This window comes from Vibrio sp. Y29_XK_CS5, assembly GCF_024181835.1.
GTDB lineage: Bacteria > Pseudomonadota > Gammaproteobacteria > Enterobacterales > Vibrionaceae > Vibrio > Vibrio harveyi.
In genome coordinates, this window is record NZ_JAMZAM010000017.1 from 1 (window position 1) to 22,849 (window position 22,849).

General features: G+C 45.8%; 20 protein-coding genes. 16 read left to right on the plus strand and 4 right to left on the minus strand.

The annotated features are described in order from the left end of the window. From tuf to rpoC, 9 genes are all read left to right on the plus strand, one after another. Positions 1-1,082, plus strand: a 1,082-nt coding sequence (tuf, locus tag NL647_RS26495; protein ID WP_253650892.1) for an elongation factor Tu, incomplete at its 5' end; no start/stop codon positions are given. A gap of 267 nt (positions 1,083-1,349) precedes the next feature. Beyond that, complete coding sequence (gene secE, locus NL647_RS26500) at positions 1,350-1,730, plus strand: preprotein translocase subunit SecE (protein WP_005451121.1); 381 nt, start codon at positions 1,350-1,352, stop codon at positions 1,728-1,730. A 13-nt stretch (positions 1,731-1,743) separates the two neighbouring features. Then, complete coding sequence (gene nusG / locus NL647_RS26505) at positions 1,744-2,292, plus strand: transcription termination/antitermination protein NusG (protein ID WP_005451123.1); 549 nt, start codon at positions 1,744-1,746, stop codon at positions 2,290-2,292. Between the two features lie 143 nt (positions 2,293-2,435). Further along, positions 2,436-2,864, plus strand: a complete 429-nt coding sequence (gene rplK, locus NL647_RS26510) for a 50S ribosomal protein L11 (RefSeq protein ID WP_005451125.1) — start codon at positions 2,436-2,438, stop codon at positions 2,862-2,864. 4 nt (positions 2,865-2,868) lie between these two features. Continuing rightward, positions 2,869-3,570: a 50S ribosomal protein L1 gene (gene rplA, locus NL647_RS26515; protein ID WP_005384683.1), complete on the plus strand. Its 702-nt coding sequence runs from the start codon at positions 2,869-2,871 to the stop codon at positions 3,568-3,570. A gap of 293 nt (positions 3,571-3,863) precedes the next feature. After that, the gene (gene rplJ / locus NL647_RS26520) at positions 3,864-4,358 is read left to right on the plus strand and encodes a 50S ribosomal protein L10 (RefSeq protein ID WP_005451126.1); all 495 of its coding nucleotides are present in this window, start codon (positions 3,864-3,866) and stop codon (positions 4,356-4,358) included. 57 nt (positions 4,359-4,415) lie between these two features. Then, entirely contained in the window at positions 4,416-4,784 is a 369-nt protein-coding gene (gene rplL / locus NL647_RS26525; RefSeq protein WP_005451128.1) for a 50S ribosomal protein L7/L12, read from the plus strand. Positions 4,785-5,034: 250 nt separating this feature from the next. Further along, positions 5,035-9,063: a DNA-directed RNA polymerase subunit beta gene (gene rpoB / locus NL647_RS26530; RefSeq protein WP_005451129.1), complete on the plus strand. Its 4,029-nt coding sequence runs from the start codon at positions 5,035-5,037 to the stop codon at positions 9,061-9,063. Between the two features lie 105 nt (positions 9,064-9,168). Further along, entirely contained in the window at positions 9,169-13,371 is a 4,203-nt protein-coding gene (gene rpoC / locus NL647_RS26535) for a DNA-directed RNA polymerase subunit beta' (protein ID WP_005451130.1), read from the plus strand. Positions 13,372-13,741: 370 nt separating this feature from the next. Here the strand turns inward: rpoC and NL647_RS26540 are convergent, their stop codons facing one another. Then, positions 13,742-14,233, minus strand: coding sequence for an Rsd/AlgQ family anti-sigma factor (locus tag NL647_RS26540; protein ID WP_005434886.1), 492 nt, complete (start codon positions 14,231-14,233; stop codon positions 13,742-13,744). Positions 14,234-14,411: 178 nt separating this feature from the next. On the opposite strand from NL647_RS26540, the gene nudC reads away from it, so the two are divergent. From nudC to hemE, 4 genes are all read left to right on the plus strand, one after another. Continuing rightward, complete coding sequence (nudC, locus tag NL647_RS26545; RefSeq protein ID WP_026138199.1) at positions 14,412-15,194, plus strand: NAD(+) diphosphatase; 783 nt, start codon at positions 14,412-14,414, stop codon at positions 15,192-15,194. Positions 15,195-15,315: 121 nt separating this feature from the next. Further along, the gene (locus NL647_RS26550) at positions 15,316-15,807 is read left to right on the plus strand and encodes a hypothetical protein (protein WP_005451133.1); all 492 of its coding nucleotides are present in this window, start codon (positions 15,316-15,318) and stop codon (positions 15,805-15,807) included. Between the two features lie 4 nt (positions 15,808-15,811). After that, a complete protein-coding gene (locus NL647_RS26555) occupies positions 15,812-16,552 on the plus strand; it encodes a hypothetical protein (RefSeq protein ID WP_005451134.1) in 741 nt (246 codons plus the stop codon). 304 nt (positions 16,553-16,856) lie between these two features. Continuing rightward, positions 16,857-17,924 (plus strand): uroporphyrinogen decarboxylase, encoded by a 1,068-nt coding sequence (gene hemE / locus NL647_RS26560; RefSeq protein ID WP_049538091.1) that lies wholly within the window; start codon positions 16,857-16,859, stop codon positions 17,922-17,924. Between the two features lie 220 nt (positions 17,925-18,144). Here hemE and NL647_RS26565 read toward each other — a convergent pair whose 3' ends face one another. Together NL647_RS26565 and NL647_RS26570 are read right to left on the minus strand one after the other, a co-directional pair. Then, entirely contained in the window at positions 18,145-18,717 is a 573-nt protein-coding gene (locus NL647_RS26565; protein WP_009697536.1) for a uracil-DNA glycosylase family protein, read from the minus strand. 7 nt (positions 18,718-18,724) lie between these two features. After that, positions 18,725-19,648, minus strand: a complete 924-nt coding sequence (locus NL647_RS26570) for a D-2-hydroxyacid dehydrogenase (RefSeq protein WP_017191157.1) — start codon at positions 19,646-19,648, stop codon at positions 18,725-18,727. A gap of 66 nt (positions 19,649-19,714) precedes the next feature. Between NL647_RS26570 and NL647_RS26575 the strand changes: the two genes are divergently transcribed. After that, positions 19,715-20,302 carry a YjaG family protein gene (locus NL647_RS26575; protein ID WP_005451139.1) on the plus strand — a complete coding sequence of 196 codons (588 nt, stop codon included), beginning with the start codon at positions 19,715-19,717 and terminating at the stop codon, positions 20,300-20,302. 79 nt (positions 20,303-20,381) lie between these two features. Here NL647_RS26575 and NL647_RS26580 read toward each other — a convergent pair whose 3' ends face one another. Next, on the minus strand, positions 20,382-21,515 hold the full coding sequence (locus tag NL647_RS26580) for a CNNM domain-containing protein (RefSeq protein WP_005451141.1): 1,134 nt from the start codon (positions 21,513-21,515) through the stop codon (positions 20,382-20,384). A 253-nt stretch (positions 21,516-21,768) separates the two neighbouring features. Between NL647_RS26580 and hupA the strand changes: the two genes are divergently transcribed. Both hupA and NL647_RS26590 read left to right on the plus strand, forming a co-directional pair. Beyond that, the gene (gene hupA / locus NL647_RS26585; RefSeq protein WP_005433627.1) at positions 21,769-22,041 is read left to right on the plus strand and encodes a nucleoid-associated protein HU-alpha; all 273 of its coding nucleotides are present in this window, start codon (positions 21,769-21,771) and stop codon (positions 22,039-22,041) included. 39 nt (positions 22,042-22,080) lie between these two features. Beyond that, positions 22,081-22,779 carry a DUF1481 domain-containing protein gene (locus NL647_RS26590; protein ID WP_253650893.1) on the plus strand — a complete coding sequence of 233 codons (699 nt, stop codon included), beginning with the start codon at positions 22,081-22,083 and terminating at the stop codon, positions 22,777-22,779. The last annotated feature ends 70 nt before the right edge of the window (positions 22,780-22,849 follow it).

Below are 22,849 nucleotides of genomic sequence, written 5' to 3' on the forward strand. Positions count from 1 at the left end.
CACTTGCTAAAGTATACGGCGGTGCTGCTCGTGACTTCGCATCTATCGATAACGCTCCAGAAGAGCGTGAGCGCGGTATCACAATCGCTACTTCTCACGTAGAGTACGACACTCCAACTCGCCACTACGCGCACGTTGACTGTCCAGGACACGCGGACTACGTTAAGAACATGATCACTGGTGCTGCACAGATGGACGGTGGTATTCTTGTAGTTGCTGCAACTGATGGTCCAATGCCACAAACTCGTGAGCACATCCTACTAGGCCGTCAGGTTGGTATCCCATACATCATCGTATTCATGAACAAATGTGACATGGTTGACGATGAAGAGCTACTAGAACTAGTAGAAATGGAAGTTCGTGAACTTCTATCTGAGTACGACTTCCCAGGTGATGACCTACCAGTTATCCAAGGTTCTGCTCTAGGCGCACTAAACGGCGAAGAGCAATGGGAAGCTAAGATTGTTGAACTAGCAGAAGCGCTAGATTCATACATCCCTGAGCCAGAGCGTGCAGTAGATATGCCATTCCTAATGCCTATCGAAGACGTATTCTCAATCCAAGGTCGTGGTACAGTAGTAACTGGTCGTATCGAACGTGGTATCCTAAACGTAGGTGACGAAGTTGCTATCGTTGGTATCAAAGAAACGACTACTACAACATGTACTGGTGTTGAGATGTTCCGTAAGCTTCTTGACGAAGGTCGTGCTGGTGAGAACGTTGGTGCACTTCTACGTGGTACTAAGCGTGATGAAGTTGAACGTGGTCAAGTACTAGCTAAGCCTGGTTCAATCACTCCACACACTAAGTTCGAGTCAGAAGTATACGTACTTTCTAAAGATGAAGGTGGTCGTCACACTCCATTCTTCAAAGGCTACCGTCCACAGTTCTACTTCCGTACAACTGACGTAACTGGTGACATCTCTCTACCAGAAGGCGTAGAAATGGTAATGCCAGGTGACAACATCCAAATGCAAGTTGAGCTAATCGCTCCTATCGCTATGGATGAAGGCCTACGTTTCGCTATCCGTGAAGGTGGCCGTACTGTAGGTGCTGGTGTTGTTGCTAAGATCTTCGACTAATTCTTAAAGAATTAAACGAATGTCTTCGGAAAATCTTGAATTAGATTTGACGAACCAGTAGCAAAAAGGGCATCATTTGATGCCCTTTTTCTGCACTCAACATTATTTTAGCTGTTTTCTTGTTCAGATTTTGGTTGAGAGCAGAGCAAGATTGGCCGGAGAGGCTTAATCTTAAGAGAGTAACGCTGATTTTTTCAGCGATATGGAGTTTGCCCTGCAACAGCGGGGTTGTTGTCGTCTATATTAAGACTTGTGACAGGTTGGTTTATGAAAGCAAATAATGCTGAAACTCCTGATAGCTCAAACGCAGCAGATACGTTTAAGTGGATTGCCGCTTTCGTATTAGCAGCGGCCGCTGTTGTGGGTAATTACCTGTATGGTGAAATGTCTGTAGTAGTTCGCGCTGCAGGCGTTGTTGTTCTAATTGCAGCTGCTCTTGGCGTTGCAGCAACAACGACTAAAGGTAAAGCAGCGATCAGTTTTGCAAAAGAATCTCGTATGGAAGTTCGTAAAGTTGTTTGGCCTACACGCCAAGAAACTATGCAAACAACACTGATCGTTTTAGCTGTAAGTATTGTAATGGCTCTAGCGCTATGGGGTATTGACGGCATCATGGTTCGTCTAGTAGCTCTAGCGACTGGGGTATAGAGGGTTTTAATTCATGAGTGAAGCTCCAAAAAAACGCTGGTATGTGGTTCAAGCCTTCTCTGGATTTGAAGGTCGTGTAGCTCAATCTCTTCGCGAGCATATCAAAATGCACAGCATGGAAGAGCTATTCGGTGAAGTACTGGTTCCTACTGAAGAAGTAGTGGAAATGCGCGCGGGTCAGCGTCGTAAATCTGAGCGTAAGTTCTTCCCAGGTTACGTCCTTGTTCAGATGATTATGAACGATGAATCATGGCACCTAGTACGCAGTGTGCCGCGTGTCATGGGCTTCATTGGTGGTACCTCAGACCGTCCAGCACCTATCACAGACAAAGAAGCTGATGCGATTCTTAATCGTCTTGAGAAAGCAAGTGAAGCTCCTCGTCCACGTACTATGTACGAAGCGGGCGAAGTGGTACGTGTTAATGAAGGTCCATTTGCTGACTTCAATGGTACTGTTGAAGAAGTGGATTACGAGAAGAGCCGCCTGAAAGTGTCTGTGTCGATCTTTGGTCGTGCAACACCAGTTGAGCTTGAATTTGGTCAGGTTGAAAAACTTGATTAAAAAAACACCTTTTTAAGGGTTGTCTAAGGCGCGAATTATGACTATAATTTCGCGCCTTTTTACTTCTGGTGAAGTAAAGAGTTTTTTCATTAAACGGGGAGCTGATCGATGATTAGCGTTTGTACCCAAACTTAGGAATTATCATGGCTAAGAAAGTTGAAGCTTACATCAAGCTACAAGTTGCAGCTGGTATGGCGAACCCAAGTCCACCAGTTGGTCCTGCACTAGGTCAACACGGTGTTAACATCATGGAATTCTGTAAAGCGTTCAACGCGAAAACAGAATCTCTAGAGAAAGGTCTACCTACTCCTGTTGTTATCACTGTATACAACGACCGTTCTTTCACGTTCGTAACTAAGACTCCACCTGCTGCTGTTCTTCTTAAGAAAGCTGCTGGCGTTAAGTCTGGTTCAGGTCGTCCAAACACTGAAAAAGTGGGTACTGTAACTGACGCTCAAATCCAAGAAATCGCAGAAACTAAAGCTGCTGATATGACTGGTGCTGACATCGAAGCAATGAAGCGTTCAATCGCTGGTACTGCTCGTTCAATGGGCCTAGTGGTAGAGGGTTAATAAGATGGCTAAACTAACTAAGCGCATGCGCGTAATCCGCGAAAAAGTTGACGTAACTAAAGAGTACGAAATCAACGAAGCTGTTGCTCTTCTTCAAGAACTAGCTACTGCTAAATTCGTAGAGTCTGTTGACGTTGCTGTTAACCTAGGCATCGATGCTCGTAAATCTGACCAGAACGTACGTGGTGCAACTGTACTACCTCACGGTACTGGCCGCGAAATCCGCGTTGCAGTGTTCACTCAAGGTGCAAACGCTGAAGCAGCTAAAGAAGCTGGCGCAGACATCGTTGGTATGGAAGATCTTGCTGAGCAAGTTAAGAAAGGCGAAATGAACTTCGACGTAGTTGTTGCTTCTCCAGATGCAATGCGCGTTGTAGGTCAACTAGGTACTATCCTAGGTCCTCGCGGTCTAATGCCAAACCCTAAAGTTGGTACTGTAACTCCTAACGTTGCTGAAGCGGTTAAGAACGCTAAAGCTGGTCAGGTTCGTTACCGTAACGACAAAAACGGCATCATCCACACTACTATCGGTAAAGCAAACTTCTCTGCTGAGCAGATCAAAGAGAACCTAGAAGCTCTTCTAGTTGCTCTGAAGAAAGCTAAGCCATCTTCAGCGAAAGGTACTTTCCTGAAGAAAGTAAGCATCTCTACTACTATGGGTGCTGGTGTTGCTGTTGATCAGGCTAGCCTGAACACTCAAGCATAATTTATTTGCTTAGGCGCAAAATTTGTGTATAATTTTGCGCCTAATATTTGTGGTTGGGGCTGAACATTGGTTCTTTGAACTGTCTCCTAGTTCGAAATGAATTAAGACCCAGTCTCCGTCCAAGACCGTAGGTGTTTGTTCTCAAAACAAACTTAATCATCCTACGTAGATGGTGCCCGAACTGACAGAAAGCTCTATGTAAATAGTTAACTTTCTTCTGGGAATGCACCTCAATAGCTCTCACTGTCGTGATGATAGTGAGTGGTGTAACGACAACCAGGAGTAAATCCAAGATGGCTTTAAACCTTCAAGACAAAAAAGCAATTGTTGCTCAAGTCAACGAAGCTGCCAGTGGTGCACTTTCTGCAGTTGTAGCTGATTCTCGTGGCGTTGAAGTTGGCGCGATGACTTCTCTACGTAAACAAGCTCGCGAAGCGGGTGTTTACATGAAAGTCGTGCGTAACACTCTAGCACGTCGTGCGGTTCAGGGTACAGACTACGAGTGTCTAACTGACACTTTCACTGGTCCTACTCTAATCGCGTTCTCTAACGAGCACCCAGGTGCTGCAGCGCGTCTTTTCAAAGACTTCGCTAAAGAGAACAAAGATTTCGAGATCAAAGCTGCTGCATTTGAAGGCGCTTTAACTGACGCTGAAGTACTAGCAACACTACCAACTTACGACGAAGCAATCGCACGCCTAATGATGTGCATGAAAGAAGCTTCTGCTGGCAAGCTGGTACGTACTATCGCTGCTATCCGCGATCAAAAAGAAGAAGCAGCGGCTTAAGCCTTGCTTTTTACTGGTTGCAAAATAAACTTATTGTTGACTTAAAAGAGAATTGTTATGTCTATTACTAACGAGCAAATCCTAGACGCAGTTGCAGAAATGTCTGTAATGCAAGTTGTTGAACTAATCGAAGCTATGGAAGAGAAATTCGGTGTAACTGCTGCTGCTGCAGTAGTTGCAGGTGGCGCAGCAGGCGGCGAAGCTGCAGCTGAGCAAACTGAATTTGACGTAATCCTAGAATCTGCTGGCGGCAACAAAGTTGCTGTAATCAAAGCAGTACGTGGCGCAACTGGCCTAGGTCTTAAAGAAGCTAAAGCTCTTGTAGACGGCGCTCCAGCACCTCTTAAAGAAGGTGTTGACAAAGCAGAAGCTGACGCACTTAAAGCTCAGCTAGAAGAAGCTGGTGCAACTGTTGCTGTTAAGTAATTATTGCATAGTTTCTTAGCCTAACGGCTAATTGGCTGGTGGTTTTTTAACCACCGGCCTTTTTGCGCTGTAGGGTATAGGCGAATTTTCCCGCTGTTTAAGCGCCTGTTCCCAAGCAAAAAACATTTCATTCCTACGCAATGAAATGTCACTACAGTAAACAGCTATTTAGTCACTGTCCCTTACCCCCCTTAAGTAACTAGGAGCGGGCGGACAGTTTGGGTCACTTATCAGCGAGCTGAGGAACCCCATGGTTTACTCTTATACCGAGAAAAAGCGCATCCGTAAGGACTTTGGTACTCGTCCACAAGTTTTGGACATTCCATACCTGCTATCGATCCAGCTCGATTCGTTCGACAAATTCATCGAACAGGATCCTGAAGGTCAATACGGTCTTGAAGCTGCTTTCCGTTCTGTATTCCCAATTCAGAGCTACAACGGCAATTCTGAGCTGCAATACGTTAGCTACCGTCTTGGTGAGCCAGTTTTTGACGTTAAAGAATGTCAAATCCGCGGTGTAACTTACTCAAAGCCACTACGCGTAAAACTACGTCTAGTAATCTTTGATAAAGACGCGCCAGCAGGTACTGTAAAAGACATTAAAGAACAAGAAGTCTACATGGGCGAAATTCCGCTTATGACAGACAATGGTACCTTCGTAATTAACGGTACCGAGAGGGTTATCGTATCCCAGCTGCACCGAAGCCCAGGCGTGTTCTTCGACAGCGATAAGGGTAAGACCCACTCTTCAGGTAAAGTTCTATACAACGCACGTGTTATTCCTTACCGTGGCTCATGGTTAGACTTTGAGTTCGACCCTAAGGATAACTTATACGTACGTATTGACCGCCGTCGTAAGCTACCAGCTTCGATCATCCTTCGTGCACTTGGTAAAACGTCAGAAGAAATCCTAGATATCTTCTTCGAAAAAGTGAACTTCGAAGTGAAAGACCAAACTCTACTAATGGAGTTGGTTCCTGATCGTCTACGTGGTGAAACTGCGTCATTCGATATCGAAGCGAACGGTAAAACTTACGTTGAGCAAGGTCGTCGTGTAACAGCTCGTCATATCCGCCAACTAGAGAAAGATGGCGTTGATCACATCGAAGTACCAGTTGAGTACATCGTTGGTAAAGTTGCATCGAAAGATTACGTCAACGAAGCAACAGGCGAGATCATTGTTAACGCTAACCAGGAAATCAGCCTGGAAGCTCTAGCGAACCTATCTCAGGCTGGCCACAAATCACTAGAAACGTTGTTCACCAACGATCTAGACCATGGTCCATTCATGTCAGAAACGCTACGCATCGACAGCACTGTTGATCGTATTTCTGCTTTGGTAGAAATCTACCGCATGATGCGCCCTGGTGAGCCACCAACAAAAGAAGCTGCAGAAGCACTATTCGAAAGCCTATTCTTCTCTGAAGAGCGTTACGATCTATCGACTGTTGGTCGTATGAAGTTCAACAGCTCTATCGGTCGTGAAGATGCTCAAGAGCAAGGCACACTTGACGAGCTAGATATCGTTGAAGTGATGAAGAAGCTTATCGCGATTCGTAACGGTAAAGGCGAAGTGGACGATATCGACCACCTAGGTAACCGTCGTATCCGCTCTGTAGGCGAAATGGCTGAGAACCAGTTCCGTGTAGGTCTAGTACGTGTTGAGCGTGCAGTTAAAGAGCGTCTAAGCCTAGGCGATCTTGACGCAATCATGCCTCAAGACTTGATCAACGCGAAACCAATCTCTGCAGCTGTTAAAGAATTCTTTGGCTCTTCACAGCTTTCACAGTTCATGGACCAAAACAACCCGCTATCAGAAGTAACGCATAAGCGTCGTATTTCTGCATTGGGTCCTGGCGGTCTAACTCGTGAACGTGCTGGCTTCGAAGTACGTGACGTACACGTAACTCACTACGGTCGTCTATGTCCTATCGAAACGCCGGAAGGTCCAAACATCGGTCTGATCAACTCTCTATCTGCGTTTGCGCGTTGTAACGAGTACGGTTTCCTAGAGACACCATACCGTCGCGTTGTAGATGGCATTGTAACAGACGAAGTAGATTACCTATCTGCAATCGAAGAAGGTCAATTCGTTATCGCACAGGCTAATGCTGCGTTAACTGAAGAAGGCGGTTTTGCAGATGAGCTGATCACAGCTCGTCAAAAAGGTGAATCTGGTCTACACCCTCGTGAGCACGCTCAGTACATGGACGTTGCGACAAACCAGGTTGTATCTATCGCTGCATCGCTTATCCCGTTCCTAGAACACGATGATGCGAACCGTGCATTGATGGGTGCGAACATGCAACGTCAGGCAGTTCCAACACTGAAAGCTGACAAACCGCTTGTTGGTACTGGTATTGAACGTAACGTAGCAGTTGACTCAGGTGTAACTGCAGTTGCTAAACGTGGTGGTGTAATCCAGTCTGTAGATGCTTCTCGTATCGTTGTTAAAGTGAACGAAGAAGAGCTAGTACCAGGTGAAGCTGGTATCGACATCTACAACCTGACTAAATACACACGTTCTAACCAGAACACATGTATTAACCAGCGCCCATGTGTGATGCCAGGTGAACCTGTATCACGCGGTGACGTTCTTGCTGATGGTCCTTCAACAGACCTTGGTGAACTAGCGCTTGGTCAAAACATGCGTATCGCGTTCATGCCTTGGAATGGTTACAACTTCGAAGACTCGATCTTAGTATCTGAGCGCGTAGTTCAAGAAGACCGTTTCACGACTATCCACATCCAAGAACTTACTTGTGTGGCGCGTGATACTAAGCTTGGTTCTGAAGAGATCACAGCTGATATTCCAAACGTAGGTGAGTCTGCTCTGTCTAAACTAGACGAGTCAGGTATCGTTTACATCGGTGCAGAAGTTAAGGGTGGCGACATCCTAGTTGGTAAAGTAACACCTAAAGGTGAAACTCAGCTAACGCCTGAAGAGAAGCTACTACGTGCAATCTTCGGTGAAAAAGCATCTGACGTTAAAGATACTTCACTACGTGTACCTAACTCTGTATCAGGTACGATCATCGACGTTCAAGTCTTCACTCGCGATGGCGTAGAGAAAGACAAGCGTGCGCTTGAAATCGAACAAATGCAGCTTAAAGAAGCGAAGAAAGACCTAACTGAAGAATTCCAGATTCTTGAGGGTGGCCTTCTAAACCGTGTTAAAGCTGTACTGATTGAAGGTGGTTACTCTGAAGCGAAACTAGACACAACTGATCGTAAGAAGTGGCTAGAACTAACGCTAGAAGATGACGCTCTACAAACTCAGCTAGAACAACTAGCAGAGCAGTGGGACGAGCTAAAAGCTGACTTCGATAAGAAATTCGAAACTAAGCGTCGCAAGATCACTCAAGGTGATGATCTAGCACCTGGCGTACTGAAGATCGTTAAGGTTTACCTAGCGGTTAAACGTCGCATTCAGCCTGGTGATAAGATGGCGGGTCGTCACGGTAACAAGGGTGTAATCTCTAAGATTAACCCTGTTGAAGACATGCCATACGATGAGAAAGGTCAGCCTGTAGACATCGTACTTAACCCACTGGGTGTACCTTCGCGTATGAACATCGGTCAGATCCTAGAAGTACACTTAGGTCTGGCAGCGAAAGGTATTGGTGACAAGATCAACCAGATGGTTAAAGAGCAGCAAGAACTAGCGAAATTCCGCGAGTTCCTACAAAAAGTTTACGATCTAGGCGAGACTCGCCAGAAAGTAGATATTGCTTCTCTATCTGATGACGAAGTTCGTACTCTGATCAAGAACCTACGTGGCGGTCTACCAATCGCGACTCCAGTATTTGACGGTGCACCAGAAGCGTCTATTAAAGCGCTACTGAAACTAGCAGACCTACCAGAATCTGGTCAGCTAAAACTGTTTGATGGTCGCACAGGTGACCAGTTTGAGCGCCCTGTAACAGTAGGTTACATGTACATGCTGAAACTGAACCACCTTGTTGATGACAAGATGCACGCTCGTTCAACTGGTTCGTACAGCCTAGTAACTCAGCAGCCACTTGGTGGTAAAGCTCAGTTCGGTGGTCAGCGTTTCGGTGAGATGGAAGTATGGGCACTAGAGGCATACGGTGCGGCTTACACTCTACAAGAAATGCTAACGGTTAAGTCGGATGACGTTAACGGCCGTACTAAGATGTACAAAAACATCGTAGACGGTAACCACAGCATGGAACCTGGTATGCCAGAATCGTTCAACGTACTGTTGAAAGAGATTCGCTCGCTAGGTATCAACATCGAGCTAGAAGACGAAGAGTAATCTCTTTCTCTCTTGACTAAGGTTGAGAGAATCTAAAGCGATTATTTGGTAGAAGGTGCTCACTTTAGCGAGTGAGCTCCTTTTAACTCCTTACAGGAGCTGATTGTGAAAGACTTATTAAACTTTCTAAAAGCACAGCATAAGACCGAAGAATTTGATGCAATCAAAATCGGTCTATCTTCACCAGACATGATCCGTTCATGGTCTTTCGGTGAAGTTAAAAAACCTGAAACGATCAACTATCGTACGTTCAAACCTGAACGCGATGGTCTGTTCTGTGCGCGTATCTTTGGTCCAGTTAAAGACTACGAGTGTCTTTGTGGTAAGTACAAGCGCTTGAAGCACCGTGGTGTTATCTGTGAGAAGTGTGGTGTAGAAGTTACACAAACTAAAGTTCGTCGTGACCGTATGGGCCACATCGAGCTTGCTTCACCAGTAGCTCACATCTGGTTCCTAAAATCGCTACCGTCTCGTATCGGTCTACTAATGGATATCCCTCTACGTGATATCGAACGTGTTCTTTACTTCGAAATGTACGTAGTAACTGAGCCGGGTATGACTGATCTAGAAAAAGGTCAGATGCTTACGGAAGAAGAGTATCTAGACCGTCTAGAAGAGTGGGGCGACGAGTTCACTGCTAAGATGGGTGCAGAAGCTATCAAGGACCTACTAGGTTCTATGGATATGCACGCTGAAGCAGAACAAATGCGCGAAGAGCTAGAAACTACTAACTCTGAAACTAAGCGTAAGAAAGTAACTAAGCGTCTGAAGCTGGTAGAAGCGTTCATCGCATCTGGTAACAACCCAGAGTGGATGATCCTAACTGTACTTCCAGTACTTCCGCCAGATCTGCGTCCTCTAGTACCACTAGATGGCGGTCGTTTTGCGACTTCTGATCTAAACGACCTATACCGTCGTGTGATCAACCGTAACAACCGTTTGAAGCGTCTTCTAGAGCTAGCAGCTCCGGACATCATCGTACGTAACGAAAAACGTATGCTGCAAGAGTCTGTTGATGCGCTACTAGACAACGGTCGTCGTGGTCGTGCGATCACTGGTTCCAACAAGCGTCCTCTGAAATCTCTTGCTGATATGATCAAGGGTAAGCAAGGTCGTTTCCGTCAGAACCTTCTAGGTAAACGTGTAGACTACTCTGGTCGTTCTGTAATCACAGTAGGTCCATACCTTCGTCTACACCAGTGTGGTCTTCCTAAGAAGATGGCACTTGAGCTATTCAAACCATTCATCTATAGCAAGCTAGAGACTCGTGGTCTTGCGACTACAATCAAAGCTGCTAAGAAAATGGTAGAGCGTGAAGAAGCGGTAGTTTGGGATATCCTAGACGAAGTAATCCGTGAGCACCCAGTACTATTGAACCGTGCACCTACACTTCACCGTCTAGGTATCCAGGCGTTCGAACCAGTACTAATTGAAGGTAAAGCGATCCAGCTACACCCACTAGTGTGTGCGGCGTACAACGCGGACTTCGATGGTGACCAAATGGCGGTTCACGTACCTCTAACTCTAGAGGCACAGCTTGAAGCTCGTACTCTGATGATGTCGACAAACAACATTCTGTCGCCAGCGTCAGGTGATCCGATCATCGTACCTTCTCAGGACGTTGTATTGGGTCTGTACTACATGACTCGTGACAAGATCAACGTGAAAGGTGAAGGCATGTACCTTTCTGGCCCAGCAGAGGCTGAGAAAGCATACCGCACTAAGCAAGCTGAACTTCACGCACGCGTTAAAGTACGTATTACAGAAACAGTTGTAGACGAAGACGGCAACAGCACAACAGAGACTAAGATGGTTGATACAACTATCGGTCGTGCAATGCTATGGCAAATCGTGCCAGCTGGTCTACCGTACAGCATCGTTAACCAAAAGCTAGGTAAGAAGCAAATCTCTAACCTACTAAACGAGGCGTACCGTAAACTAGGTCTGAAAGACACTGTAATCTTCGCTGACCAAATCATGTACACAGGTTTCGCATACGCGGCACTATCTGGTGTATCTGTTGGTATCGACGATATGGTTGTACCGCCAGCTAAGTACACTGAAATCGCAGAAGCGGAAGAAGAAGTACGTGAAATCCAGGAACAATACCAATCTGGTCTTGTTACTGCGGGCGAACGATACAACAAAGTTATCGATATCTGGGCATCGACCAACGATCGCGTAGCGAAAGCGATGATGGCAAACCTTTCATCTGAAACGGTAGTTAACCGTGACGGTGAAGAAGAGCAACAAGAATCGTTTAACAGCATCTACATGATGGCTGACTCGGGTGCTCGTGGTTCTGCAGCTCAGATTCGTCAGCTAGCGGGTATGCGTGGTCTGATGGCGCGTCCAGATGGTTCAATCATCGAAACGCCGATCACAGCGAACTTTAAAGAAGGTCTAAACGTACTTCAGTACTTTATCTCAACGCACGGTGCTCGTAAGGGTCTTGCGGATACGGCACTGAAAACAGCGAACTCGGGTTACCTAACTCGTCGTCTAGTAGACGTTGCTCAAGACGTTGTTGTAACTGAACATGACTGTGGCACTCACGAGGGTGTTGACATGATGCCTCACATCGAGGGTGGTGATGTTAAAGTTGCACTAACTGAGCTAGCGCTAGGTCGTGTAGTAGCTGAAGACGTTCTTAAGCCAGGTACAGAAGATGTTCTGATCCCACGTAACACTCTAATTGATGAGAAGTGGTGTCAGATCATGGAAGAGAACTCAGTAGACAGCATGAAAGTGCGCTCTGTAGTTACTTGTGATTCTGACTTCGGTTGTTGTGCACAGTGTTACGGTCGTGACCTAGCACGTGGTCACCTAGTGAACCAAGGTGAAGCAGTTGGTGTAATCGCTGCTCAGTCTATCGGTGAACCGGGTACACAGCTTACGATGCGTACGTTCCACATCGGTGGTGCGGCATCTACTGCAGCAGCAGAGAACAGCATCCAAGCGAAGACAACTGGTACAGTTAAACTGCACAACGCTAAGTTCGTAATCAACAAAGATAAGAAGCTGGTAATCACGTCTCGTGCATCTGAGCTAACTATCATTGATGAATTCGGTCGTACTAAAGAGAAGCACAAACTTCCTTACGGTTCGATGCTAAGCAAAGGCGACAACGACGCAGTAACAGCTGGTGAAGTTGTTGCTAACTGGGAAGCGCACACCATGCCAATCATCACTGAAGTGGCAGGTCGCATCCAGTTCGTAGACATGATCGACGGTGTTACAGTTTCTCGTCAAACAGATGACCTAACAGGTCTATCTTCAAGCGAAGTAACTGATCCAGCAGCTCGCCCAGCAGCAGGTAAAGATATGCGTCCAGCTATCAAACTTGTTGATGAGCAAGGTAACGACGTAATGATCCCTGGTACAGAAATGCCAGCTCACTACTTCCTACCTGGTAAAGCGATTGTAAACATCGAAGATGGCGCTGAAGTTGGCATTGGTGACACACTATCTCGTATCCCTCAGAAATCTGGCGGTAACAAAGATATCACCGGTGGTCTACCACGCGTAGCTGACCTATTCGAAGCTCGTAAGCCTAAAGAGCCTGCGATCCTTGCTGAGCACACAGGTACTGTGAGCTTCGGTAAAGAAACGAAAGGTAAGCGTCGTCTAGTTATCACTCGCGACAGCGGTGATACTTACGAAGAGATGATTCCTAAGCATCGTCAGTTGAACGTATTTGAAGGTGAGCGTGTTGAACGTGGTGACGTGATCGCAGATGGTCCAGAGTCTCCACATGACATTCTACGTCTACGTGGCGTACACGCTGTAACTCAGTACATCGCTAACGAAGTACAAGAAGTTTACCGTCTACAAGGCGTTAAGATTAACGATAAGCACATCGAGACTATCGTTCGTCAAATGCTACGTAAGTGTACAATTACTCACGCTGGTGACTCTGAGTTCCTACCTGGCGAGCAAGTTGAATACTCACAAGTTAAGATTTCTAACCGTAACCTAGAAGCTGAAGGCAAAGAGCCAGCACGTTTCGAGCGTGAGCTACTAGGTATAACTAAGGCATCTCTAGCGACTGAGTCATTCATCTCTGCGGCATCGTTCCAGGAGACAACTCGCGTACTAACAGAAGCTGCGGTTTCTGGTAAGCGTGATGACCTACGTGGTCTGAAAGAGAACGTAATTGTTGGTCGTCTGATCCCAGCTGGTACTGGTTTCGCATACCACCAAGATCGTCAAGCTAAACGTGCTGAAGCGCAAGAAGGTCCATCTGCTGAACAAGCAACAGATAACCTAGCTGCACTTCTAAACGCAGGCTTCTCTTCTGACGAGTAATCGTTAAGAGCTTAAAAGAAAAGGCACCCTCGGGTGCCTTTTTTGTTTTTGGGAGCAAAGGTTAGAACGCTACGCTTCGACATGTAGGTATGCTTCGTTTACGGAATCGAGAGGTGTGCCTTTGGAGAACCGTGAAAGTGATTGACGAAGAGGGTGTTGACTGGACTTATCCCTAGAAAGATAAAATAGAAGCGAATCCCGAAAAACAAAAAGGGTTGACGTGCACACGCCAACCCTTAAGAATTTTCTCGCTTCTCGCTTCTCGCTTCTCGCTTCTCGCTTCTCGCTTCTCGCTTCTCGCTTCTCGCTTCTCGCTTCTCGCTTCTCGCTTCTCGCTTCTCGCTTCTCGCTTCTCGCTTCTCGCTTCTCGCTATGCGCCAGGCGGCATCGCTAAACTGTCGGCAATCAACTGAATCAAGTGGTCTTCTACCGCGAAGCGTGTCTCAATGATTTCCCCAATCAAAGACATATCTTCGTCAAAATCAGCCAGTTCATCTTCGGCTGAAACATCAGAATATTTGTCGGTAAAGTTCAACAACGGCTCAGTAGTGAGGACGATCTTCGCGTAAGTTTGGTTAATTTCATCAGTAGCAACAAAGCCAGTGGCTTTCCACTTATCCATCACCATATCGTAGATTTTAAAATGACCTTCAGAGATATAATCCACAAGGTGTTGGCAGAAGTGCTGAAGTTCGTCAGGGGAAGGGAGTTCAATGACATTGGATTTCGAACAAGGTTGCAGTGCTGCAAGCTTACAATATTCGACAATCAGAGATTGTCTCGTTTCCAGCCAATGGTCAATAACGTCACTGGAGCCGCCCCATTGGTCTTGTGTTTGTTTGAATTTTTTTAGCATGACCATGCCCTCATGATCTGATCGCCCGTTGGCGAACGTATCCTTTGCAAAGCAAAGTTAGTAAAGTGATTACAAACTCTTGTCCTTACTAGAATTTATAGTTGCAAATTTAGCGAACGACAAACTCTGGTATGAAATTAGATTGCCAGTAAAATGAATGAACTTCAAGCAAAGGGACGCTGTAATGTTAAGAAAAGGTGAAGTTAACCGTACGAAAAACGCCTATTGGTGTGTTGTCTCAGGAAGCGATGTTTGGCTGGTGGATGGTGCTATACCATTTGGCAATGCAGAGCAGTTCTCACTGCCAGAAGCGAGTGCAAGGCAGATAGGTGAATACCAAGATGTCCCGGTGATGTGGGTAAACCTGTCGGATTTAGACCACGATTTAGAACTGGTGTCTCTGCGTGATTGTCTCCATTTCTCAGACTCCCTTTTTCTTTTGATCAGTAAAGCCATTCAGTATGGTCATATGACACAAAGCCTGCGTTTTTGTCCGCAATGCGGTGGTCGCAATTTCCTCAATAACAATCAATTGGCAATGCAGTGTGGTGAGTGCCGTACTTTGCATTATCCGCGTATTTTCCCATGCATCATTGTCGCTGTGCGTAAAGACAACCAAATCTTGTTAGCTCAGCACCCTCGCCATCGAAATGGCATGTATACCGTAATAGCGGGCTTTTTAGAGGTGGGTGAAACCTTGGAGGAGTGTGTGACACGCGAGGTGCACGAAGAGACCGGCGTACACGTTAAAAATATTCGCTATTTTGGCAGCCAACCATGGGCCTTTCCATCCAGCATGATGATGGCATTTCTTGCGGATTACGAGTCTGGTGAATTGAATCCTGATTACACCGAGCTGTCTGATGCTCAATGGTTTGGCGTTGATGATATGCCGCCAGTAGCCCCAAAAGGGACAATCGCAAGAGCATTAATTGAGCAAACAATTAGTGATATTCAGCAGGCTTGAGAGCCGACTCGTAAAGCGATTAAAGGAAAATGTAGAATCACTTTTGAGACAAAGGGGGTTGTTAGACTGACCTAGCACAGCATTCTGTAATGACACAATGATTAATAAAGGAGTATGTCTAATGAAATACAGATCAGCGTTATGGCTAGGTATTGCGTCTTTTTCTTTGGTAAGTGTTTCGGCACAGGCAAGTATTGAAGTGAAAGCGAAGCGTATGTTGACCGAAAATACAATGACGGAAAACGTCGCAAAAGTGCAAACCGCTTGTGGCAATGAAGTTCTTGAAACAAACTTTGACTGGGCTGCGTGGGATGACTACGACTTTGCTGAAGCTCGTTTAGACAAAGTAAAAACCACAGGTTGGCTGGGTGGCTTAATCAACTATATCTACGATGATATGGTTAAGCTATGCACGACGACTGAACATGCCGCACTTTATAAAGAAGAGTTCCAAAAAGTTCAACAAATCCAATTTGTTGGTCAAGACTCTGTGAAGGCGCGTAAAGCAGGTTTCTCTCTTGATGATGGTGGCAGTGTGCTTAAAGTCGCTTTGAACCCGAACGCGGCTTACGACTCTTCAACGCTGAAATATCTCAAGCAAGCGTGGAACTAAGGTAATGAAAAAAATACTCTTCCCCTTAGTTGCCATGGCTTCAAGCTTTTCTGCGGTCGCTGAAGAGCGTTACTCTATGGAAGATTTAACCGCTCTTCATAAAGCACAAAGCTGGAATGAGCTGCTCTATCATGCCAATGATATTCGTCCATCAAAGCGAGATGATGCTTGGCAAGGACTGGTGGCAGATGCTGCAACAGGAGCTTTCAATAGTTACGTTTCTTCCGGAGCCGCTGATAGCGCTATTGGTTTAGGGCAGCAGCTACTCACTGAGTATGCGTTTCTGTCTCAATCCAGTGATTTTACTCAAAGCTTTGCAAAAGCCTTAGTTCCGGCAGCGCAATCTTGTATCAAGTATTCGATGGAAGGGTGTGTAGAGAGCTACGGACAACTGCTCGCCGAACTCTCTCCTGCGGGTAACGTAAGTTTTGAAGAAGGGACTAAGGTGTTCCAAAATGTCTCTAAATCTCTCGCGATTCCATTCTATGCCGCGGCAGTCAAGCAGTCTCCGGAATACTGTGCAGATGAAAAGGTCTCGAATGCGCTGTTGTATACGCTTGATCGACCGAGTAATTCTCAGTTTGCATTGGCAAAAGAAGTCGCAACAAATGGGTGTGCTAACACGGCACTAACAAACTTTGAGAATTACATTATTGACTCGCAATCGGTGCGGGAGACCTTGTGTCCGACTTACCTATCCAAAGGATATGTAAAAGGGGTCATGAAAAAAGTTTGCCAATCATGATTATGAAATATGAAGCCACCGTAAGGTGGCTTTTTTAATTCATTGAAAAATAGATAAAAAAAACCCTCCGAGAGGGAGGGGGTAAGTAAGATGTCGTTATGAGATGCTGAGTACCGGGTACTCAGTTTATAATTGTAGTTTTCGCTAGCGAACAAATTTTTAACACTGATACCGATTGGGTGCAAATTAAGCACTGATTTAAAAGTTAATAACTTGATCCAGGTTGCAAAGCACACAGCTATTAGCCTTAAATCAGTGATAGAATACCCCCTTTCAAAGAAAGCCTAACAATTGGAATTACGGAATGACTGAATTAAAAAATGATCGTTATCTGCGTGCCCTTTTAAAAGAGCCAGTAGATTACACGCCAGTATGGATGATGCGTCAGGCAGGTCGTTACCTACCAGAATACAAAGCAACTCGTGCGCAAGCGGGCGATTTCATGTCTTTGTGTAAAAACGCGGAGTTGGCGTCAGAAGTAACGCTTCAACCACTACGCCGTTTTCCTCTTGATGCAGCGATCTTGTTCTCTGACATCCTAACTATCCCAGATGCAATGGGCTTAGAACTTCGTTTTGCTGCTGGTGAAGGTCCGGTTTTCGATAAACCAATCACTTGCAAAGCAGACGTTGAAAAGATCGGTCTGCCGGATCCAGAAGGCGAACTGCAATACGTAATGAACGCAGTGCGTCAAATCCGCAAAGACTTGAATGGTGACGTTCCACTGATTGGTTTCTCTGGGAGCCCATGGACACTGGCGACTTACATGGTTGAAGGCGGCAGCTCGAAAGCGTTCACCAAGGTCAAGAAGATGATGTACGCAGAACCACAAACTCTGCATCTACTTCTAGATAAGCTAGCAGACAGCGTTATCGAGTACCTAAACGCGCAAATTAAAGCGGGTGCACAATCGGTGATGGTATTTGATACATGGGGTGGTGTACTGACACCTCGTGACTACAACCTGTTCTCTCTGCAATACATGCACAAGATTGTAGATGGTCTGATTCGTGAAAACGACGGTCGCCGTGTACCAGTAACGCTGTTCACTAAGAACGGTGGTATGTGGCTTGAGCAAATCGCAGCAACGGGCTGCGATGCGGTAGGTCTAGACTGGACAATCAACATCGCAGACGCGAAAGCGCGTATCGGTGATAAAGTGGCTCTACAAGGTAACATGGACCCATCAATGCTTTACGCTTCACCAGAGCGTATCCGTGAAGAAGTCGCGGGTATTCTAGAAGGCTTTGGCGATGCAGGTACTGGTCACGTGTTCAACCTAGGTCACGGTATCCACTTGGATGTGCCGCCAGAAAACGCAGGTGTGTTTGTGGAAGCGGTACACGAGCTATCTAAGCCATACCACAAGTAACTTCGACTTTTTGAAATTAAATACCGGCAATCAGTGCCGGTATTTTTTTACCTGAAATTCAAGATAGTACAGCTCTGATAGTATTTGGTCTGCCATGATCTAATTACTATTCTAGCTGCACGTTAGACATTAAAGTTTAATATAAACAAAGGCTTATGATTGCGGGGTTTATGTTCTAGTTTTCTTGTACAGATAAACAAGCAATTAGATCATGGGTAACCTAAAGCATCGAATGAACGCGTTTTTTAAGATATGGCACGACGTCAGATTCAAACCAAGGGTTCTTCTTTAACCACAATGTGTTGCGTGGAGAAGGGTGGGGAAGTGGAATAAAGTCAGGTTCCCAATCCTGCCATTGCTGAACAGTTTGCGTGAGCGTCTTTGGTTTGTTGGTGAGATAGTACTGCTGTGAGTACTGACCAATCAGTAGCGTCAGCTCTATATTGGGCAACTGCTCAAGAATCTGTTTATGCCAAGCTGGCGCACATTCTTTACGAGGTGGTAGATCACCTGAGTTTCCTTTACCTGGATAACAGAAGCCCATTGGGACAATGGCAATTTTGTTTGGGTCGTAGAAAATGTCTTTGTCGATATCGAGCCATTGGCGTAACCGATCGCCGCTTGGATCGTTCCAAGGTATCGAGGTTTTGTGTACGCGCGTTCCCGGCGCTTGTCCGATGATTAGAATGCGTGCGTCTTTTGCGGCTTGTACGATAGGGTTTGCACCCAAAGGTAAATCGTCTGCACAGATCTGGCAGGCACGTACTTGCTTTAGCAATGTTTCTAAAGACATAAGATGGTTAATACCCTTTATCGAAATCGACCTGATTATTAAGAGAGAAACCGTCTCGCCAACTCAAGTAGTTATCTGCAAAAATGTCGACCACTTGCTCAGGGAAACTCAATGCTGCGATGTGGGGTGTGATGGTTACCTGCGGAAGTTTCCAAAACGGATGTTGCGGCGAGAGTGGTTCTTGTTCAAATACATCGAGAAAAGCATGTTCCACCCAGCGATTCTTGAGCGCGAGCAATAGACCTGCATCATCAATCACATCACCTCTTCCGACATTAAATAACAGTGCCTGATTAAGGTGGCTTAACACTTCACTATTGAGTAAGCGCTGCGTATCCGGTGTGCTCGGTAGCGTATTCACAACAATATCCGCTTGGTGAAAAGCGCTTGCTAGTTCATTGATGTGATAGGTTTGAGCAAATTCACCGCCATAGGTTGGAATCCCGGTACGATTCACTCCGATAGTCTTTATTCCCATCAATTGCGCTGCATTCCCCAAGTAGCTACCAATACTGCCTGTACCAACAATCACCATAGTTTTGCTTTGCAGCGAGGTGTACAGATGCGGTTGCCACTGCTTGTTCTGCTGTTGCTGGTGGTATTGCATAAAGTGGCGGAAGTGAGCAATGCAGTAGCCAATTACGTACTCGGCAATTAATGGTCCGAAAATGCCGCGTACGTTGGTTAAAGTGTAATCCTGGCGTAGATTTGGTGACATTAAGGCATTCACACCAGCAAATGTGGATTGCACCCACTCAAGCTGTGAAAACTCGTCTAACCTTTGTGATAGTAATGGTGGATCCGCCAGTACGATCTGAGCTTCTTCAGGTTGGTCGGTGAGGCAAAGATCGGGCAGATTTTTCTCTGCCAGTAACGTTTCGTAGGTGTCGCGATGCTCTGAGAGCAGGAAAATCTGATTTGGATGCTGCATTAACTTTTTTCCCTGTGATGAATCAAGTACACTTTCGCTGTTTTTTTCTTCAATGATTGAGTGACTATGCTTAAGAATCCTCTTCAGGTTCGTTTGGAAAAACTAGAACCTTGGCAACAAATTACCTTCATGGCGTGTCTGTGTGAACGCATGTATCCAAACTATGCGATGTTTTGTGAGAATACAGAATTTGCTGAGCCACGTGCTTACCGAGCGATTCTTGATAGTGTATGGGAAATTCTGACGGTTAAGAACGCGAAAATTAACTTCGAACGTCAATTAGAGAAGTTAGAAGAGTTGTTCCCAAGTGCGGATGAATTCGATTTTTACGGTGTTTACCCAGCGATGGACGCGTGTCAGAGCCTGTCGACATTGTTGCATGGCCTGTTGGATCGCGACTACCTTTTCGACTCAATGCTTAAAGTGAGCCAACAGTCGGTAAAAACCGTTGCTGACCTAGAACAAGCACAAGGTGCGGAGCCAATCACCAACGACAATCAAAAAGAAAATGAAGCCGTATGTGAAGAGTGGGATGTTCAATGGGCGATCTTCCGTCCACTGCGTGAAGCGGTGGAACGCGACATCTGCTTGATTAAAGATTTGCGTGAAGAGCTACGTGAAGACGCCGTGAGCAATATCGGCATCACACTTTAATTATTGAATAGACAGAACAAAGGCATCCAAATTGGATGCCTTTTTATTTTTGCATATGGGCTGTTATGCCCAGTACTGATTACGATTCTTTAGATTCTGGCTTCGTTGGCTCTTGAGCTTCTGGCTCTTTGTCCTGTTTCTCCAGCCCTTCCTCTTCTTCATCGTCATCGCGGCTTTCAATTACGCCGTGCTTTTCTTTCCAGCTTTCCCAGCGTTGGTAAGCCAGTTCTTGCATGTCTGTGCTCTTATCCGCTTCATCGATGATCTCTTCACCCAATAGGTGCTCAAAGATGTCTTCTAGCGTTACCAAGCCTTGTACTGTGCCGTATTCGTCAACCACAAGCGCTAGCTGCAGACGGTGAGTCATCATTTGGTCAAACACTTTTGGTAGAGCTGTGTTGTTCAGTACCACTTGGATTGGACGCATGACCGAACCGAGTTGTTTTTGACCACTGCCCGATTGTTGCAGCTTGAACAGCTCTAGACGGTGCACAAAACCAATGATGTTATCTTTCTGTTCGCTGTAAACCAGTGGGCGAGAGAAAGGCGTCTCTTTATGCTTCTCTAGGAAGTCGTTGATGGTCATGGTTGCGTCTACGCGGAATACGACCGGACGCGGTGTCATGACTTGTGTTACTGGCACGTCTTGAATGCCCAGTAGGTTGCTCAGGATCTTTGATTCGCCTTCTGCGAACTCTCCACTCTCTTTTGCCAGAATGGCCATAGCAGATAACTCATCGCGCATCTTCGGTGCTTCGTGGTTACGAGCTAGGCGCTTAGTGATTTGCTCAGAGAACCATACGAATGGCGTTAGTGCCCATACCATCCAGCGCAGCGATACCGCCGCAGATGGTGCAAGTTGGCGCCAGTAAGTTGCACCAATCGTCTTAGGTACAATTTCTGATAGAACAAGAATCGCCAGTGTCAGTACCGCAGAGAAGATACCTAGTGCTTCGCTACCGAACACTACCGCCGCTTGTGCACCTGCCGTTGCTGCACCGATAGTGTGAGCAATGGTGTTCAGGGTCAGGATCGAAGCCAGTGGTCGGTCGATGTCTGCTTTCAGTTTTTCTAACTGAGCAGAAGCAGGGTGCCCCTGTTGTTTGAGCTGCGCAATGTAGCTCGGACTGATACTAAGAAGTACCGCCTCCAGTACCGAACAGATAAACGAAATGCCGATAGCAATAGAGATATAAATGGATAACAGCAGCATAGTTGCCCTTGAATGTAATGTGATAGTCGGGATTTTAAGCGATTATAACCGCAAAAGCGCCCTATAAATCGTTCTAATTGCATTAGAAAGCAAGCGCTTTGCCCGTACAAGTAGTAACAAATTGTGAGTTATTACTCATATTATGGCTAAAACTACGTCAGAAAATCGAAAGATCGCTTACAAACCTTTGCCAGATGGGGCATTTATGTTTTAGAGTGAGATGAATTCGATAACATATGAGAAGGGAAACCTAATGAACAAGACCCAATTAATCGACTTTATTGCAGAGAAAGCAGACCTATCTAAAGCACAAGCTAAAGCTGCTCTTGAAGCAACTCTTGAGGGTGTTACTGGCGCTCTTAAAGAGGGTGACCAAGTTCAACTAATTGGTTTTGGTACATTCAAAGTAAACCACCGCGCTGCACGTACTGGTCGTAACCCTAAGACTGGTGACGAGATTCAAATCGCAGCAGCTAACGTACCAGCATTCGTAGCAGGTAAAGCGCTGAAAGAATCAGTAAACTAAGTTAAAATGCACCGAGGTATCCTGCCTCGGTGCAATTTCATGAAAAAACATCTACTCACTTCACTCCTTTTATCAAGCCTCGCTCTTGTTGGCTGTTCTTCTGTTGAAACCCCAAACCTTGACCAATTTACCCATTTCTCTGGCGGGAAAATCATGGGTGATGCCACCAGTTTGTATTGGATGACAGAACGTCTGACACGCGTTAGTACGGCTGCAGACTACGTAGCTATGGGTGATTCCAGCTCGTATCAGAGTGATTATCGCTGGGACGATGGTGAGCTAAGAGAGTTGATTCGAAAAGGTGAGCAACTCGATACAAAACAAGGATTGGTGCCTTTTCAAATCCACATTCGATTCAATAAAGATGGCGATGCGATCTATCAGCAATACCGTGTGAACGGGAAAGTGCTGCCTTTACGACGTGATCAGCTAGAGCGTTACAAGACAGAAGCGAATGATGTGGTTGCTTCGATCAAGAGTCAATCTCGCGAAGGTCAGAGTTTAATTCAGGGCTATTGGGATGGCGAGACGTTCGAAACCTGCAAAGGACGTGAGTTCGCGACGCTAGAATTTAACCAGACTTTACCTAAGTTTGTGATTGATAGATTGGCATCGGTAGATAGCTACATTGCATTTATCGGCAAAGAGTCACGTAATACAGCAACTGTTGACGAATTGTTGATGCTCAATGATGACAACTTTGATTGTATCCCACGACCAAAGCTGATCTCTGAATAAGTTCTGAGCTTAGCTTCATGCTAGTGGAGTCACATGAATAAAAAAGGCGCTTAATGCGCCTTTTGTCTTT

Excerpts from the sequence above, each read along its gene's own strand:
- secE (WP_005451121.1), top strand. The coding sequence starts at position 1,350 with ATGAAAGCAAATAATGCTGAAACTCCTGATAGCTCAAACGCAGCAGAT.
- nusG (WP_005451123.1), top strand. The coding sequence starts at position 1,744 with ATGAGTGAAGCTCCAAAAAAACGCTGGTATGTGGTTCAAGCCTTCTCT.
- rplK (WP_005451125.1), top strand. The coding sequence starts at position 2,436 with ATGGCTAAGAAAGTTGAAGCTTACATCAAGCTACAAGTTGCAGCTGGT.
- rplA (WP_005384683.1), top strand. The coding sequence starts at position 2,869 with ATGGCTAAACTAACTAAGCGCATGCGCGTAATCCGCGAAAAAGTTGAC.
- rplJ (WP_005451126.1), top strand. The coding sequence starts at position 3,864 with ATGGCTTTAAACCTTCAAGACAAAAAAGCAATTGTTGCTCAAGTCAAC.
- rplL (WP_005451128.1), top strand. The coding sequence starts at position 4,416 with ATGTCTATTACTAACGAGCAAATCCTAGACGCAGTTGCAGAAATGTCT.
- rpoB (WP_005451129.1), top strand. The coding sequence starts at position 5,035 with ATGGTTTACTCTTATACCGAGAAAAAGCGCATCCGTAAGGACTTTGGT.
- NL647_RS26540 (WP_005434886.1), bottom strand. The coding sequence starts at position 14,233 with ATGGTCATGCTAAAAAAATTCAAACAAACACAAGACCAATGGGGCGGC.
- nudC (WP_026138199.1), top strand. The coding sequence starts at position 14,412 with ATGTTAAGAAAAGGTGAAGTTAACCGTACGAAAAACGCCTATTGGTGT.
- NL647_RS26550 (WP_005451133.1), top strand. The coding sequence starts at position 15,316 with ATGAAATACAGATCAGCGTTATGGCTAGGTATTGCGTCTTTTTCTTTG.
- NL647_RS26555 (WP_005451134.1), top strand. The coding sequence starts at position 15,812 with ATGAAAAAAATACTCTTCCCCTTAGTTGCCATGGCTTCAAGCTTTTCT.
- hemE (WP_049538091.1), top strand. The coding sequence starts at position 16,857 with ATGACTGAATTAAAAAATGATCGTTATCTGCGTGCCCTTTTAAAAGAG.
- NL647_RS26565 (WP_009697536.1), bottom strand. The coding sequence starts at position 18,717 with ATGTCTTTAGAAACATTGCTAAAGCAAGTACGTGCCTGCCAGATCTGT.
- NL647_RS26570 (WP_017191157.1), bottom strand. The coding sequence starts at position 19,648 with ATGCAGCATCCAAATCAGATTTTCCTGCTCTCAGAGCATCGCGACACC.
- NL647_RS26575 (WP_005451139.1), top strand. The coding sequence starts at position 19,715 with ATGCTTAAGAATCCTCTTCAGGTTCGTTTGGAAAAACTAGAACCTTGG.
- NL647_RS26580 (WP_005451141.1), bottom strand. The coding sequence starts at position 21,515 with ATGCTGCTGTTATCCATTTATATCTCTATTGCTATCGGCATTTCGTTT.
- hupA (WP_005433627.1), top strand. The coding sequence starts at position 21,769 with ATGAACAAGACCCAATTAATCGACTTTATTGCAGAGAAAGCAGACCTA.
- NL647_RS26590 (WP_253650893.1), top strand. The coding sequence starts at position 22,081 with ATGAAAAAACATCTACTCACTTCACTCCTTTTATCAAGCCTCGCTCTT.